The sequence below is a fragment of the Ectothiorhodospira haloalkaliphila ATCC 51935 genome, from assembly GCF_000633935.1.
In the GTDB taxonomy this organism is placed as follows: Bacteria; Pseudomonadota; Gammaproteobacteria; order Ectothiorhodospirales; family Ectothiorhodospiraceae; genus Ectothiorhodospira; species Ectothiorhodospira haloalkaliphila.
In genome coordinates, this window is the sequence record NZ_KK214998.1 from 853,930 (window position 1) to 870,009 (window position 16,080).

At 61.7% G+C, this 16,080-nt stretch carries 16 protein-coding genes; all 16 read left to right on the forward strand.

The genetic code is table 11. The annotated features are described in order from the left end of the window. Nucleotides 1-7: 7 nt before the first annotated feature. The 16 genes from ECTHA_RS0111775 (at nucleotide 8) to ECTHA_RS0111850 (ending at nucleotide 16,075) form a co-directional block, all read left to right on the forward strand. Nucleotides 8-1,918, forward strand: a complete 1,911-nt coding sequence (locus ECTHA_RS0111775; protein ID WP_025281870.1) for a methyl-accepting chemotaxis protein — start codon at nucleotides 8-10, stop codon at nucleotides 1,916-1,918. A gap of 266 nt (nucleotides 1,919-2,184) precedes the next feature. Then, nucleotides 2,185-2,700: a flagellar basal body-associated FliL family protein gene (locus ECTHA_RS0111780; protein ID WP_025281869.1), complete on the forward strand. Its 516-nt coding sequence runs from the start codon at nucleotides 2,185-2,187 to the stop codon at nucleotides 2,698-2,700. A 9-nt stretch (nucleotides 2,701-2,709) separates the two neighbouring features. Continuing rightward, nucleotides 2,710-3,651, forward strand: a complete 942-nt coding sequence (fliM, locus tag ECTHA_RS0111785) for a flagellar motor switch protein FliM (protein WP_026623755.1) — start codon at nucleotides 2,710-2,712, stop codon at nucleotides 3,649-3,651. A 93-nt stretch (nucleotides 3,652-3,744) separates the two neighbouring features. Then, nucleotides 3,745-5,088 carry an IS1380 family transposase gene (locus tag ECTHA_RS0111790; RefSeq protein ID WP_026623756.1) on the forward strand — a complete coding sequence of 448 codons (1,344 nt, stop codon included), beginning with the start codon at nucleotides 3,745-3,747 and terminating at the stop codon, nucleotides 5,086-5,088. Between the two features lie 318 nt (nucleotides 5,089-5,406). Next, entirely contained in the window at nucleotides 5,407-6,051 is a 645-nt protein-coding gene (fliN, locus tag ECTHA_RS0111795) for a flagellar motor switch protein FliN (protein ID WP_025281227.1), read from the forward strand. 8 nt (nucleotides 6,052-6,059) lie between these two features. Then, the gene (gene fliO, locus ECTHA_RS18110) at nucleotides 6,060-6,509 is read left to right on the forward strand and encodes a flagellar biosynthetic protein FliO (RefSeq protein WP_029762339.1); all 450 of its coding nucleotides are present in this window, start codon (nucleotides 6,060-6,062) and stop codon (nucleotides 6,507-6,509) included. After that, the gene (fliP, locus tag ECTHA_RS0111805; RefSeq protein WP_025281229.1) at nucleotides 6,506-7,258 is read left to right on the forward strand and encodes a flagellar type III secretion system pore protein FliP; all 753 of its coding nucleotides are present in this window, start codon (nucleotides 6,506-6,508) and stop codon (nucleotides 7,256-7,258) included. Before fliO ends, fliP begins: the two co-directional genes overlap by 4 nt. Before the next feature lie 10 nt (nucleotides 7,259-7,268). After that, nucleotides 7,269-7,538 (forward strand): flagellar biosynthesis protein FliQ, encoded by a 270-nt coding sequence (gene fliQ / locus ECTHA_RS0111810; RefSeq protein ID WP_025281230.1) that lies wholly within the window; start codon nucleotides 7,269-7,271, stop codon nucleotides 7,536-7,538. A 15-nt stretch (nucleotides 7,539-7,553) separates the two neighbouring features. Continuing rightward, nucleotides 7,554-8,330, forward strand: a complete 777-nt coding sequence (gene fliR / locus ECTHA_RS0111815) for a flagellar biosynthetic protein FliR (protein WP_025281231.1) — start codon at nucleotides 7,554-7,556, stop codon at nucleotides 8,328-8,330. Between the two features lie 3 nt (nucleotides 8,331-8,333). Then, entirely contained in the window at nucleotides 8,334-9,491 is a 1,158-nt protein-coding gene (gene flhB, locus ECTHA_RS0111820; protein WP_025281232.1) for a flagellar biosynthesis protein FlhB, read from the forward strand. Continuing rightward, complete coding sequence (gene flhA, locus ECTHA_RS0111825; protein WP_025281233.1) at nucleotides 9,492-11,582, forward strand: flagellar biosynthesis protein FlhA; 2,091 nt, start codon at nucleotides 9,492-9,494, stop codon at nucleotides 11,580-11,582. It abuts the gene before it with no gap. Between the two features lie 67 nt (nucleotides 11,583-11,649). Beyond that, nucleotides 11,650-13,188 (forward strand): flagellar biosynthesis GTPase FlhF, encoded by a 1,539-nt coding sequence (gene flhF, locus ECTHA_RS0111830; protein WP_025281234.1) that lies wholly within the window; start codon nucleotides 11,650-11,652, stop codon nucleotides 13,186-13,188. Beyond that, complete coding sequence (locus tag ECTHA_RS0111835; protein ID WP_025281235.1) at nucleotides 13,172-14,062, forward strand: MinD/ParA family protein; 891 nt, start codon at nucleotides 13,172-13,174, stop codon at nucleotides 14,060-14,062. The genes flhF and ECTHA_RS0111835 overlap by 17 nt, the downstream gene beginning before the upstream one ends. Nucleotides 14,063-14,073: 11 nt before the next feature. Continuing rightward, entirely contained in the window at nucleotides 14,074-14,796 is a 723-nt protein-coding gene (locus tag ECTHA_RS0111840) for an RNA polymerase sigma factor FliA (protein WP_026623758.1), read from the forward strand. 103 nt (nucleotides 14,797-14,899) lie between these two features. Then, on the forward strand, nucleotides 14,900-15,280 hold the full coding sequence (locus tag ECTHA_RS0111845) for a chemotaxis response regulator CheY (RefSeq protein ID WP_025281237.1): 381 nt from the start codon (nucleotides 14,900-14,902) through the stop codon (nucleotides 15,278-15,280). Nucleotides 15,281-15,289: 9 nt separating this feature from the next. Next, nucleotides 15,290-16,075, forward strand: coding sequence for a protein phosphatase CheZ (locus ECTHA_RS0111850; protein ID WP_025281238.1), 786 nt, complete (start codon nucleotides 15,290-15,292; stop codon nucleotides 16,073-16,075). Nucleotides 16,076-16,080: the final 5 nt, after the last annotated feature.

Genomic DNA, 16,080 nt, shown 5'->3' on the forward strand with positions numbered 1-16,080 from the left:
ACAGGATATGTTGAACAACGTTCGCATCGGTACCCGCCTGCTGGTGGGAGTGGCTGCGGTGCTCCTGGTCACCCTGGGCCTGGTCATCCCCACAGCGCTTAACGCCATCAGCCAGATCACGGAGCGCGCCCAGTTGAGGCAACTGGAGGATCTGTTCATGGCGCTGCAGGCCTCCGTGGAGGAGACGAGTCTGCGAGCGCAGACCCAGGCCGAGGTGGTCGCCAGTCAGCCGCATGTGCAGCGGGCCTTTGCCGAGCGGAACCGAGAGGCGTTGACGGAACTCACCTTGCCCATCTTCGAACGGATGCGTGATGAATATGACGCGGTTCAGTTCCAGTTCCTGACGGCCCCCGCCACCTCCTTCCTGCGCCTGCACATGCTGGATCGCCATGGTGATGATCTGCGCAGCATGCGCGAGACCGTGGTTCAGGCCAATCGCCAGGGGCGCCCCGTGCGAGGACTCGAGCGCGGTGTGGCGGGTCTGGGTGTACGTGGCGTGACACCGGTTCGCCATCAGGGTGAGTCGGTGGGGGTGGTGGAGTTCGGACTCTCCTTCGGAGACCCCTTTTTCCAGGACTTCACCGAGCAATACGGTGTTCGTGCGGCCCTGCATATCCCCACTGACCGAGGCTTCGAGACCTTTGCCGGTACCATCGGTGGCCCAGCCCGCTTCCGCGAGGATCATCTGGATCGGGTGATGGGGGGCGACACCCTTCTGCAAACCATGGAGCATCAGGGGCAGGCCGTCGCCCTCTACGCAGGCTCGGTCCTGGATTTTGCCGGCCGCCCGGTGGGTGTGCTGGAAGTGATGATCGACCGCAGTGATTACGTGGCCGAGTATCGTCAGGCGTTGATGGGGGTCCTGGGTATTGGGGCACTGGTCATGCTGGGTGGGCTGCTGGCGGCCTGGTTCATCGCCCGTGGCATTGTGGTACCGCTCAGACTCACCGCCCAGCGCATGGATGAGATCGCTCAGGGGGACGGTGATCTCACACAGCGTCTGCCCGCCGAGGGGCGCAATGAACTGGCACAGCTTTCCCAATCCTTCAATGGTTTTGTGGACAAGATTCATCAGTTGGTGCGCCAGATCGTTGGCGCCTCAACCCAGGTGGCCGCTGCGGCAGAGCAACTCTCGGCAACCACCGAAGAGACGGTTCAGCAGATCAAGCGTCAGCAAAGTGAATCGGATCAGGTGGCCACCGCCATGAACGAGATGGCCGCCACGGTCCAGGATGTGGCCCGCAACGCCTCCGAGGCGGCCCAGGCGGCGACCGGAACGAACCAGGAGGCACATGCCGGCAATGACGTGGTGAACCGGACGATTGAGGCCATCGAGACGCTGGCCAATGAGGTGGAGAATGCGGCTCAGGCCATCGAGCGGGTGTCGCACCAAAGCGATGAGATCGGCAAGGTGCTGGATGTGATCCGTGATGTGGCCGAGCAGACCAATCTGCTGGCCCTGAATGCGGCCATTGAAGCGGCTCGCGCCGGTGAACAGGGGCGTGGCTTCGCCGTGGTGGCCGACGAGGTGCGCACGCTGGCCAGCCGCACACAGGAATCCACCAACGACATCCGTGGCATCATCGAGAGTCTCCAGGCGGGTACTCATGAGGCAGTGCAGACCATGACGACCAGCCGCGCCAAGGCACGCGACAGCGTGGAACAGGCTGCGTCGGCGGGCCAGAGCCTGCGGTCCATCAATCAGTCCGTCGGGACCATCAACGATATGAACGCGCAGATCGCCAGTGCCGCCGAGGAGCAGTCTGCGGTGGCGGAGGAAATCAATCGCAATATCAATAACATCAGCCATGCCGTTGAACAGACGGCAACGGGATCGGACCAGATTGCCCGCGCCAGCGAGGAACTGGCTCGTCTGGCGGCCGACCTCCAATCTTCGGTAGGTCGCTTCAGGATATGACCATGACGAGTTGACCGATCTGGCATGAGGGCGGTTAATTCGCCATCATGTCGGCACAAGCATCGTCACTTCGTTAGACTCCCCCAGGTTTGACACGCCCCCTGCTTCCCGCGGAGCAGGGGGCGTGTTTGCGTCTATGGCATCTGTCAAAATTATGGCGAAATGCTGGGTGCGTGAATTTCAAGACTTTGATTAATCAATGATTTTCCGGGGATTTCGTGTGTGGCATGTGCCTTGCATCAGCCCCGATAGAGGGAGACCGTCCGATGGCCAAGAAACCTGAAAAAAGCAAGCTCGACCTGAATCCCAATGCCGGCAAGAGCGGTGGCAAGGGGGGCGCCTTGAAATTGATCCTGATCGTGTTGGTGACCTTCGTGGTGGCCGCTGCGGTGGGAGGGGGCGCCGCCTGGTATTTCCTGGTGATGCAAGCGGATCGTCCATCAGCAGAGCAGACCGTTGTGGCCGAGCCGCAATACCTGCCGCTGGAACCACCGCTGGTGGTGAATTTCTCCGGTTCGGAGCGCATCCGGTTTGCACAGGTGGGCATTGTGGTGATGGCACGCAGTGAAGACGTCTTTACGGGCGTGGAGCGACACATGCCGGTGATACGCAACAACCTCATGCTGCTGCTGAGCCAGAAGACCTATGACCAATTGGTCACTCCTGAGGGCAAGGAGGCGTTGCGCGCCGAGGTACTGGAAGAGATTCGCGGTGTGCTGGAGCAGCGCGGGGCGCCCTCGAACGTGGAAGCGATCTATTTCAATAACCTGGTGATGCAGTGAGGCTGGGCCATGCCGACCAATGATGTTCTTTCCCAGGACGAGATTGATGCCCTTTTGCACGGGGTCGATAGCGGGGCGGTGGAAACCGAGGAGGATTTCCTGGCCCATGACGGGGTGGCACGTGGTTATGACCTGACCACCCAGGACCGCATCGTGCGGGGTCGGATGCCGACCCTGGACATGATCAACGAACGCTTCGCCCGCTACATGCGTATCGGCATGTTCGAACTGCTGCGCCGGTCTGCCGAGATCTCGGTACTCGGCATCAAGATGATGAAATTCGGGGAGTACGTCCATTCGCTTTACCTGCCCACCAGTCTGAACATGGTTCGCGTCAAGCCCTTGAGAGGGACGGCCCTGTTCGTCATTGATCCCAAACTGGTTTTCATCCTGGTGGACAACTTCTTCGGGGGCGACGGGCGTTACCCGGCCAAGATCGAGGGTCGGGAGTTCACACCCACGGAACTGCGGGTCATTCGCATGCTGCTTGAGCAGTCCTTCCGTGATTACAAGCAGGCATGGGCCCCGGTGATGGATCTGGAGTTTGAATACAGCCGCTCGGAAGTCAATCCGCAGTTCGCCAATATCGTCAGCCCCACCGAAGTGGTGGTGGTGTGTTCCTTCCAGGTTGAACTGGATGGAGGTGGTGGAGAGTTCCACATCACGATGCCCTACTCAATGATCGAGCCGATCCGGGATCAGTTGGATACAGGGCTGCAAAGCGATCGCGCCGATGTGGATGATCGCTGGCCCAAGGCCCTTCGGGAAGAGTTGAAGATGATTCAGGTGGAGGTCAGCGCGACCCTGGCAGAGGCCGAGTTGACCGTGGCGGAAATGATCAACCTCAAGCCGGGAGACGTCATCCCCATCGAAATGCCTGAAAACATCATTCTGCGGGCGGAGGACGTCCCAGTCCTGCGAGGTGAGTTTGGCATTTCCCTGAATCCGTGACGAAATCTCGCCAAATTTCATGATTAACCTTCAAAAACAATAAGATAAATGAGAAAATCGGGGCTTCCCGTTGCACCAGTTGGGTGAACCCAGATGCCCCTCAAAAAACCTCGCCTTGAGCAGTCGCCGCGCCGGATTCTCACCGCCCATGCGGGGCTGGCACTGATTGGCGAGGCGATTGCGGCATCCCGCCTGGATCAGGCGGTGAAGTCGATGGGATCTTACCGGGGCACCGACCATGGTCAGGTGCTCAGCACCTACCTGGGGCTGCTTACCCTGGGCAAAAGCGACTTTGAAGCCGCCGAAGGGGTGCGCAAGGATCCGTTCTTTCTGTCCTGCATGGGCTTGAAGCGCGGCCTGTCGGCAGCGCGCTTGCGTCAGCGCATGGATGCCTCGGCCATGGATTATGCCCGCGCCCTGGATCGAGCCAACCTGACCTTCCTCCAGCAGGCGAAGGTGCCGGTGACGCCGTTGTCCTGTGGCCACGTGGCGCTGGATCTGGACCTGTTTGCCCAGGACAACTCGGGCACCCACAAGGAAGGCGTGGGCTACACCTATCGGGGCTTTGACGGCTACGGCGTGATGCCGGCCTATCTGGGTGAAGAGGGCTGGTGTCTCGCCACCGAGCTCAAGCCTGGATCCGAGAACAGCCAGAACGGCTTCGGGTTCGTGCTGGATCGCGTGCTGCCAGCGGCGCGCAGCCTCACTGAACGCCCCATTCTGATGCGCCTGGACAGTGCCCATGATGCCCTGGAAAACCGAGTGCGCGCGCAGGCCGAAGGCATCGACTTCGTCATCAAGTGGAACCCCCGACAGGCGTCGGCCGCGGACTGGATGGCGCATGCGGATGGCCTGGAGGCAAGCAAGGTCAAGTGGGAAACGCCCCGCGAGGGTAAGCGGATCGCCACCTTCAGCGTCAACGAAACCCGCAGCTGGCAAGGGCGGGAGTACACCTTCCGACGCGTCATGCGCGTGGTGGAGCGCACCATTGACCGCAAGGGCCAGGCATTGGTGTTCCCCGACCTGGAGGTCGAGGGCTGGTGGACCTCCTTGGAGTTTTCCGATGACGACACCATCGCCCTGTATCGCGGCCATGCCACCTGCGAGCAATTCCATTCCGAGTTCAAGACCGACATGGACCTGGAGCGCCTGCCCTCCGGCAAGTTCGACACCAACACCCTGGTCATGGCAGCGGGCACTTTCGTGTACAACGTCCTGCGCTGGATTGGCCTGCAGGGGCTGATCGGCGATGACTCGCCCGTGCGCCATCCCGCCAAGCGCCGCCGCATCCGCACTGTGTTCCAGGAGTTGATCAGCCTGCCTGCTCAGCTGGTTCACCACGCCCGTCAGGTCTGGTTGCGCTTTGGCGCTCACTGCCCCGGCTTTGCGGCCTTCAAGCGAGTGTTCACACAGCTCCAGGCTTGCGCTTCCGGATAGCGGGAAACGCCGGCTCACATCCTGAACCCTTGCACACAGCCTGGGGCACAGGCGGTGCGGATACCTGTGGCTCCGGCCCTGGGAATCACCCCCAACTGCTGCTTGGAAAGGCTTGAATTTCATGGATGAACGCCTTCAGGTAACCTGAACGCTGGTTGGCCACCGGTCACAGCATCGCTCGCGGGGTCGCCCCCGTGCCAGGGCCGATTTCCGGTCGGGCGGGCGAGGTTGGCCACGGATTCAGGATTTCCAATGGATTCAATGCATTGAAGATTGTAGGGCAAGTGAAGCTCTCGAACTGAATATCAGGAGGCTCCCATGAGTGAAAAAAACGAGCAGGACAAGGCTGCTGACGCTGAAGACCCCTGGGCTGCCGCCCTGGCGGAACAGGCTGAAGCCGAGAGCAAGAATCAGAAGCCGGAAGGCGAGGGAGGCGAGCAAAGTGCCCAGGACGACCTGGACAAGCTGCTGGCCGAGCAGGAGGCGTCAATGCAGGACGCCGGGGCCAAAGCCGATGCCAAGGCTGGCAAAGATGCCGCGAGGGATGCTGGCGAGGGAGATCAGGCCGGCAAGGCGAAGCCGGGTGAGGACGATGACTTCGAACACGCAGGTGAGAGTTCGGCGGCCATGGGGGCGAAGAAGGTCTCACGGGCGGAGTTTGAGGATCTCATGGATGAATCCAGGAAGGGCAAAGGGGATTCGGATCTGAACCTGGATGTGATCCTGGATGTGCCGGTGACCATTTCCATGGAGATCGGCCGTACCAAGATACCCATTCGCAATCTTCTTCAATTGAACCAGGGATCGGTGGTGGAACTGGATCGTCTGGCTGGCGAGCCCCTGGATGTCATGGTCAACGGCACGTTGGTGGCCCATGGCGAGGTGGTGGTGGTCAACGAGAAATTCGGTATTCGACTCACCGATGTCATCAGCCCGGCGGAACGGGTGAGAAAGCTCAAGTGAGGTCCTCCATGCGCACCGCAACACAGATCATGACCGCTCTGGGGCTGCTCTGCATGCCCTGGATGCTGGCTGCCGAGGAGGTCCAGCGCGGCACCCCGGGGCTGGGTGTCACCGGCGACGGCGCCGCACATCTTGTGCAGCTGGTGCTGGGCCTGATTGTGGTGGTGGCCGCCATTCTGGTGCTGGGTTTTGTACTGCGCCGCATCCACGGGCTTTCCGGTGGGCTTTCCAGCGACTTCAGGGTGCTGGGCAGTGTCTCCCTGGGTTCCCGGGAGCGCATGGTGCTGGTGCAGGTGGGCGATGTGCAAATGGTGGTGGGCGTGGCCCCGGGGCGCGTGCAGACCCTGCATGTGCTGGAGCGTCCCATTGATGTGAACCCGACTGCGGTCAAGGGCGCCGACCCGTCCTTCGCCCAGCGTTTGCGCACCGCCATGAGCGGTCAGGGGGCGTCGTCATGAAACCCCGCGTCGGGTGGGCCCTTTGGCTGCCGCTGCTGGCCCTGTTGCCTCTGGATACGGCCATGGCGCAGGCAGGATTCGACATCCTGACCGTGGAGCCAGGGCCGGATGGCAGTGAGACCTATTCGGTCACCCTGCAGATCCTGATCCTGATGACCCTGATGAGCCTGCTCCCGGCGGCGCTCATCATGCTCACCGCCTTCACGCGCATCATCATCGTGCTGGGTATTCTGCGTCAGGGCATCGGTACCACCCAGACGCCTTCCAACCAGATCCTCATCGGTCTGGCCCTGTTTCTCACCTTCTTCGTGATGGCGCCGGTCTTTCAGGCGGTGAACGAGGAGGCCGTGCAGCCCTTCGTGGCAGAGGAAATCTCTCAGGAAGAGATGGTGCAGCGGGCCTGGGAGCCCATGCGGGACTTCATGCTGGAGCAGACCCGCGAAACGGACATCGCCATGTTTGCGCGCATTGCGGGCTACGAGAGCTTCGAGTCCCCCGAGGAGGTGCCTTTTTCGGTCCTGGTGCCCTCGTTCATCACCAGTGAGCTCAAGACCGCCTTCCAGATCGGGTTTCTGATCCTGATTCCGTTCCTGATCGTGGATCTGGTGGTGGCCAGCGTGCTGATGTCCATGGGGATGATGATGCTCTCCCCGCTGATCATCTCGCTGCCCTTCAAGATCATGCTGTTCGTGCTGGTGGATGGCTGGGCCCTGATCATGGGCACCCTGGCCACCAGCTTTTTCGCCTGAGGAGGCCGAGATGACCCCCGAGACCGTCGTGGAAGTGGGCCAGGAGGCATTGATGACCATCATCATGCTGGCTGCGCCGGTGCTCATCACCGGGCTGAGCATCGGACTGTTCATTGGCATGATTCAGGCCGCCACATCCATTCAGGAAATGACCCTGTCGTTCATTCCCAAGCTGCTGGGGATGTTCGCCGCCCTGATCGTGTTCGGTGGCTGGATGCTGGATCTTCTGGTCAATTACGTGACCCGTCTCTACGACGCCATTCCCGGACTGATCGGGTAGGTGGGGAGGCATCTCATGTTCAGTTTCACCGAAGCCGAACTCCTTGCCCTGGTCGCCGCTTTCGTGTGGCCTTTCGTGCGCATCAGTGCGATGTTGCTGGCGGCGCCCATCTTTGGCGCGGGTACGGTGCCGGTCCGGGTTCGCATTGTGCTGGCCCTGGTGTTGGCACTCATGGTGGCGCCGCTGTTGCCCGAGCCACCGCCGGTGTCGCCGTTCAGCCTGGAAGGGCTTCTGGTCACGGCTCAGCAGGTGCTGATCGGGCTCACCATGGGCTTCATCCTGCAAATGGTATTGAGTGCCCTGACCATGGCGGGTGAATCCATCGCCCTGTCCATGGGGCTGGGCTATGCCTCCATGGTGGATCCGGCCATGGGGGTTCAGGTGCCGGTGGTCTCCCAGTTCTTCATGATCATGGGGACGTTGATCTTTCTGGCCATGAATGGCCACCTGGTGATGCTGGAGATGCTGCTGCGCAGTTTTGAAATGATGCCTGTGGCGGTGGACGGGCTCAGCCAGGTGGATATGTGGGCGGTGGTGCAGTTCGGTTCCACCATGTATGTGGGGGCACTGCTGGTGGGGCTGCCTATTGTGTCCGCCATGCTCATGGTCAATCTGTCCATGGGGGTGATCACTCGCGCCTCACCGCAGTTGAACATCTTCGCCGTGGGTTTCCCCATGATGATCCTGTTGGGGTTCATTCTCATCATGTTCACGCTGCCCGCCCTCTCGCTACGGGTCGAGGATCTGGCCATGGCCGGATTCAGCGTCATCTCAAGGATGCTGGGGGGCTAGGTCATGGCCGAAAACGAAACCTCACAGGAAAAAACCGAACAACCCACCCCCAAACGCCTGCGCGACGCGCAGGACAAGGGACAGGTGGCCAGTTCCAAGGAGCTGAACACCACGCTGGTGCTGCTGGCGGGTTCCGGTACCCTGCTCGCGCTCGGCGGCGACATGCTCAACCGGATTCAGGAGCTGATCCGGCGTAGCTTCATGGTGGATCGGGAGCGCATCTTCGATCCTGCTTTCATGCTCACCGCCCTTGAACACCGCATCGCCGAGGCCCTGCTGGTACTGGCGCCGATGATGCTCATCCTCGTGGTGGCCGCGATCACGGGCCCGGTGGTGATGGGGGGTGGGCGTTTTCGGCCCCAGGGCATGGCCCCCAAGCCGGACAAGCTCAGCCCCATCAAGGGCATCAAACGGATCTTCGGCCCCCAGGGTGCCATGGAACTGGGCAAGACCCTGGCCAAGTTTTCGCTGATCACCACGGTGGCCTCATTCCTGTTGTGGAACCTCTCCGGACGTATCGTTGGTCTGGGCGCCCAGGACATGGTGCCCGGGGTCGTGCATGCCGGTTACCTGATTGCCTGGACCTTCGTGGCCTTGAGCGTCTCGCTGATCCTGGTGGCCATGATCGACGTGCCATTCCAGATCTGGAACCACCAGCGCCAGTTGCGCATGACCAAGCAGGAGGTCAAGGACGAGTTCAAGGAGACGGAAGGCAAGCCGGAGGTGAAGAGCAAGATCCGCCAGACCCAGCAGGAGATCTCCCAGCGCCGCATGATGAGCGAGGTGCCCAAGGCGGACGTGGTGGTGACCAACCCCACGCACTTTGCGGTGGCACTGAAGTATGACCAGTCAAAGATGGGGGCTCCCCGGGTGGTGGCCAAGGGGGCGGATGAAGTGGCGGCGGAGATCCGCCAGGTGGCTCGTGTGCATCAGGTGCCGCTGTTCTCGGCGCCGCCCCTGGCGCGCGCCCTGTTCTTCAGCACCCGCCTGGATCAGGAGATCCCGGCCGGCCTGTATGTGGCCGTGGCGCAGGTGCTGGCCTATGTCTATCAGTTGCGCCATGCCCATCGTCAGGGCACTGACGAGCCACCACCGCCCGATGACCTGCCCGTGCCCAGTGAATTTCTCAAGCGCGACCCCACCCGTGGGGAGGAACCCTAGATGAATGCCCTGATGGAATCCCTGCGCAGTATCCAGCGGTCGGGCCTGGGCGCGCCCTTGCTGCTCATGGCGCTGCTCACCATGATGGTGATCCCGCTGCCGCCCCTGGCGCTGGATCTGCTGTTCACCTTCAACATCGCCCTGTCACTGGTGGTGATCCTGGTGGCTGTCTACACGCCCCGGCCACTGGAATTCGCGGTGTTTCCTACGGTGCTGCTGGTGGCCACCCTGTTGCGTCTGGCCCTGAACGTGGCTTCCACCCGGGTGATCCTCCTGGAAGGGCATACCGGTACCGATGCCGCCGGCAACGTGATCGGCGCCTTCGGCGACTTCGTGGTGGGCGGTAACTACGCCGTGGGCCTGGTGGTGTTCGCCATCCTGGTGATCATCAACTTCGTGGTGGTCACGAAGGGGGCGGGGCGTGTCTCGGAGGTGAGCGCCCGCTTCACCCTGGACGCCATGCCCGGCAAGCAGATGGCCATCGATGCCGACCTCAACTCCGGCCTCATCTCCCAGGATGAAGCCCGCCGGCGACGTGACGAAGTGGCTCAGGAGGCAGATTTCTATGGATCCATGGACGGCGCCAGCAAGTTCGTCCGTGGTGATGCCATTGCCGGCATCCTGATCCTGTTCATCAACATCATTGGCGGGCTCATCATCGGCACCTTGCAGCACGCCATGAGCGTGGGCGATGCCGCCACCAACTACATCCTGCTCACCATCGGTGATGGTCTGGTGGCGCAGATTCCCTCCCTGCTGCTGTCCTCTGCCACGGCCATCATCGTCACTCGCGTCTCCACCTCCCAGGATATGGGTCAGCAGGTGCTCAGCCAGTTGTTCGGCGCTCCCCGGGCCCTGTTCGTCGCGGCGGGTATCGTGGGTGCGCTGGGGATGGTGCCGGGCATGCCCAACATGGTCTTCCTGAGCCTGGCGACCCTCATGGCGACCAGCGGTTATCTGATGATGCAGCGGAGCAAGGCGCTGGAGGCGGCCGAGGCGCAGGAGATGGAGGCCGAGGCGCCGCCGCCGAGCCCGGAGATGAAGGAGCTTACCTGGGACGATGTGCCGCCCGTGGATCTGGTGGGCCTGGAGGTGGGCTATCGCCTGATCCCCTTGGTGGACCGCTCCCAGGGGGGGCAGCTCATGGGACGCATCAAGGGCGTGCGCCGCAAGCTGTCCCAGGAGCTGGGGTTCCTGATCCAGCCGGTGCACATCCGTGACAACCTGGACCTGGGCCCGAATCACTATCGCATCACCCTCATGGGGGTGACGGTAGGCGAGGGCGAGGTCTTCACCGACCGGGAGATGGCCATCAATCCCGGACAGGTGTTCGGCGAGGTGAAGGGCACGCCCACCAAGGACCCCACCTTCGGGCTGGACGCCCTGTGGATCGATCCGGCGCAGCGGGAGGAGGCCCAGGGCCTGGGTTACACCGTGGTGGACGCCGGCACGGTGGTGGCTACCCATCTGTCGCAGATCCTCCGGGATCATGCCCATGAGTTGCTGGGTCATGAAGAGGTGCAGCACCTGCTGGATACCCTGGGCAAGCATTCGCCCAAGCTGGTGGAGAACCTGGTGCCCAAGACCCTGAGCCTGGGCGTGGTGCTCAAGGTGATGCAGAACCTGCTGGCGGAACAGATCCCCATTCGGGATATGCGCACCATCGCCGAAACCTTGGCGGAGCATGGTCCGCGCAGTCAGGATCCCGACGTTCTCACCGCGGCAGTGCGGGTGTCCCTGTCCCGTTCCATCGTGCAGAACATCATTGGAACGGCATCGGAGCTGCCTTTGCTGGCCATTGATCCCTCCCTGGAACAGATTTTGCAGAAGTCTTCACAAGGGGCCTCGGGAGCGGGGTTGGGCATCGAGCCGGGGCTGGCCGAACGCCTGCAACGCTCCATCGCCGAGGCCTCCCAACGCCAGGAAATGTCCGGAGAACCCTCCGTCCTGGTGGTCTCGCCCGATATCCGGCCCTGGATGGCCCGCTGGTTACGCAGTGCTGTACGGGGGCTGAACGTGCTGGCCTACACCGAAATACCGGATAACAAGCAGATCCGGGTGGTGGCCACTGTGGGACGGGAAGAGACCTGACAGGTGAAATACAGGCCGGCCCGGGCAATGTGCCGGGGTCGGAGCGAAACGGATAACGGGTATCGACATGAAGATTAAACGCTATTTTGCACCCGACATGCGCCAGGCGATTCGTCAGGTGCGTGACAGCCAGGGTCCGGATGCGGTGATCCTCTCAAGTCGCAGCGTGGACGGAGGGATCGAGCTGATCGCCGCCATCGATTACGACGAGGACCTGGTAACGGAAATGGCGGATCAGGAGGAACATGGAGATGCGCCGCGTGCCGCCCGCGCATCCGACTCCCCGTCGCAGGACGACGGGCTGGAGGATGATCTGCTCTCGCTGGGTGTGGATGCGAAGTCAAAGGGCCAGGGGCAGATGCCATCACGTCGTGGGGCAGGGGATTCCTGGGCGCGCCTGCCTCAAGACGCCACCCCATCCAGGGTGAACAAAAGGGAGTCGTCCGGGAATGCGAGTGCATCGTCGGAAGACGACCCCCTGAGCGCGATGATGACACCCCTGGTTGAGCCCCCGGACAGGCAGAAACAAACCCCCTCACGCAAAAAGCCTGAGTCAGGGCAGGCCAGGGCCAGGGCAGCCACGCAGAGTGACCCTGAGGATGCCGCCTTCAAGGCCATGCGCAAGGAAATTCAGGGATTGCGTGGATTGCTGCAGGAACAACTCTCGGTATTGATGGACCAGGAGTTTGCCCGTTCTGAACCCTGGCGTGCGGCCATCGTCCAGCGCCTGGCGTCCATGGGGGTGGATCACGAAGTGGCCCGCACGGTGGCCAGTGCGGTGGAGTTGGACAACTCCCCGGTCGCTGGCCGGTTCGAGCCGGTGGAAGGGTGGTCCGAGGCCCTGCGCCAGCTGGCGGGCCTGCTGCCCATCGCCGACGATGACCTCCTGGATCACAATGGTATCATTGCCTTTGTAGGCCCCAGTGGCGTGGGTAAAACCACAACGCTGGCCAAACTGGCGGCGCTGGCCAGCCTGCGGCACGGGCAGGAATCCATCGCCATCATCACCACCGATGTCTATCGCCTGGGCGCTCATCGTCAGTTGCAGACCATCGGTCAGTTACTTGGGGTCACCGTTCATCTGGCGCAGACAGAGCAGCAACTCAAGGATATGCTTAGGCGAGTGAAGTCCAAAAGGCTTGTGCTGATCGATACGACCGGAACCAATCAGCGTGACAAGGGCATGCTCGATGAGCTGGCTCAGGTCACCTCGGCGTCGGCCGCCCGCGTCATGCTGGTGATGGCCGCCAATGTGCAAAAGGCCGTCGTGGATGAGACCCTGAGTGGATTCAGTCATTTGCAACCTCAGGGCTGCATCCTGACCAAGGTGGATGAAGCCGCCAGCCTGGGTGAGGTGCTATCCGCTCTGATCTCGTCCAGGCTGCCGCTCAGTTTCTTCAGCGCGGGCCAGAGGATCCCCGAGGACCTGCTGGCCGCCAGTGCCCCGCGGTTGGTTCAGATGGCGGCAGCGGCGCTTGAAGCCCCGGGGAGGTTTTCCGAGCAACGGTCTCGTTCCAGGTTCCGGGCGCAGACAGCACCTGTGACCTCGCGTCCTGACAGTGTCAACGATCTCAGCACCAGGTTTACCCATGCCTTCACCCAGTGATAATCAAAGCAGCGCATCGGGGCGCCGGGACAAGCCCCGGCCGGTTCGGGTGATTGCCGTTTCCAGCGGCAAGGGGGGGGTGGGCAAGACCAACGTGTCAGTCAACCTGTGTGCCGCGATGGCGCGGGCAGGCAAGCATGTCATGCTCATGGACGCCGACCTGGGTCTGGCGAATGTGGATCTGCTTCTGGGGCTGCAACCCAAGAGGAATCTGTCCCATGTGCTGGAAGGGCAGTGCAGCCTGGATGAGGTGGTGGTGGAGGGTCCCAACGGGATGCTGATTGTCCCGGCGGCGTCCGGTATCGCCGATATGGCGGACCTGGGGCGCGCCCAGCATGTGGGCATCATTCATGCCTTCAGCGAACTCACTCACCCCCTGGACGTGTTGGTGGTGGACACCGCGGCAGGTCTGCATGACAGCGTGACCAGTTTCTGCCGAGCAGCCCATGAGGTGTTGGTGGTGGTCTGTGACGAACCGGCCTCCATCACGGATGCCTATGCGCTGATCAAGGTCCTGTGTCGGGATCACGGCGTCATGCGGTTCCGCATCCTGGCCAACATGGTGCGCAACGAGCAGGAAGACGAGGGTCGGAGTCTGTTCCGCAAGCTGGTCGCCGTGTGTGACCGTTTTCTCGACGATGTCACGCTCGACTACGTGGGTTCGATTCCCTACGACGATTATCTTCGCAAGGCCGTGCAACGTCGTCAGTCCGTGGTGGAGGCCTACCCCTCTTCTCCGGCGGCCCGGTCATTCGCGGCCTTGCCCTCGCGCATCGAACAATGGCCCATGCCCCGAGGGGCCCGGGGCGGCATCGAATTTTTTGTGGAACGTCTGATCAATAGCGATCAGAGTGATCTGGAGCCAGCACCATAAGCGGTCTCGCCATGTATGCCAGCCAACAGTTGGATTCCAATAGCCTGGTGGATGAGCATGTCGCCCTCGTCAAGCGTATTGCTTACCACCTGCTGGCGCGCCTGCCGGCCAATGTGCAGGTCGATGATCTGATTCAGTCGGGCATCATCGGCCTGCTGGAGGCTGCCCGTCATTACGACGCGTCCCAGGGTGCCAGTTTCGAAACCTACGCGGGTATCCGTATCCGTGGGGCCATGCTGGATGAGGTGCGTCGCAGTGACTGGACGCCCCGTTCCGTGCATCGTCACTCACGGCAGATCAGTGAAGTGATCCGCCAGATCGAAAACCGGGAAGGGCGGGAGGCCTCCGCGGCCGAGATCGCCGAGGCGCTCGGCGTGGATATGACGACCTATCAGGACATGCTCCGTGATGCGGTCTCTAGCCGGGTGCTGGGTTTCGATGATCTGGGGGATGATGATGCCTCGGCAGAGAATCTGCTGACCTCTGATGGGCCGGATCCGCTGATGGATCTGACACGAACCGATTTCAAGAAGGCGCTGGTGGAAAACATCGGCGAATTGCCGGAACGGGAAAGACTCGTGCTGTCCCTGTATTATGACGAGGAATTGAACCTGCGGGAGATTGGTCAGGTGCTGGGGGTGAGTGAATCCCGAGTCTGTCAACTCCATGGTCAGGCGCTGATGCGGCTCAAGGCGCGCATGGGCGACTGGGTGGGGGATGGCGTTCGGGTCTGAAATATCCCCGAGGTCACTGGATTCCGGAACACGTATCAATTCCGCGCGACGAGCGTGCGGTTCACGATTTGCGCATCACTGGAGGTTTTTTGTGAACAAGAATATGAAGATCCTCATTGTGGATGACTTTTCCACAATGCGTCGCATCATCAAGAACTTGCTGCGGGATCTTGGGTACAACAACACCTCCGAGGCGGATGATGGACACACGGCGTTACCCATGCTGCAAAATGGTAACTACGATTTTCTGGTCACCGACTGGAACATGCCCATCATGCCGGGCATCGACCTGCTTCGGGCAGTGAGGGCGGACCCCCGCATCAAGGATCTGCCAGTGCTCATGGTGACCGCAGAAGCCAAGCGCGAGCAGATCGTTGAGGCGGCTCAGGCGGGCGTGAACGGCTACATCGTCAAGCCGTTCACGGCAGAAACCCTGCGGGAAAAGATCGACAGGATCTTCGAACGCCTCGAGCAAAACGGTTGATCATTGCCCATGGATAAGAGCCAAGACAGCGACAAAGAGGCCCTTTTCAAGAAGGAGCAACTGGAGCGAGCCCGGGAACTGGTTCAGATGATGGAGGCCGGCCAGGAAGACAAGGCGGGCCACCTGATCGAGGAACTGGGCCGCATGCACGAGAGCATGCTGTTCCAGGAACTGGGCAAACTGACCCGCGACCTGCACGAGGCGCTCAACAGCTTCCGCCTGGATACTCGTCTGTCGGAACTCACTCATCAGGATATTCCTGATGCCAAGGAGCGCCTCAATTACGTGGTGGCCATGACGGAACAGGCTGCTCACCGCACGCTCAACGCGGTGGAGGACAATCTGCCCGTGGCGGAGTCGCTGGCCACTCGCGCCGGGGAACTGGGTGCGGAGTGGACACGCTTTCGCCAACGCGAGATGTCTCTCGAGGAGTTCAGACAGGTGAGCCAGCAATTGAGCGATTTTCTCGCGGACACGGAGCGGGATGCAGACAAGCTGCGCAAGGGTCTGTCCGAAGTGTTGATGGCACAGGACTTTCAGGATCTGACCGGTCAGGTGATTCGCCGGGTCATGACCCTGGTTCAGGATCTGGAAGACAACCTGGTGGGTTTGGTGAGGGTATCGGGACAACGACTGACCAAACCCGAAACCGACCATCGTCCGGCTGATCCCCGCAAGGATGCCGGCCCTGCCAGCGCCGGCACAGGCCCTGCAGTCTCCGGGACCTCCGACAAGGGGGAAGTGGTCAGCGGGCAGGACGATGTGGACGATCTGCTCTCCAGCCTGGGTTTCTGATCGAG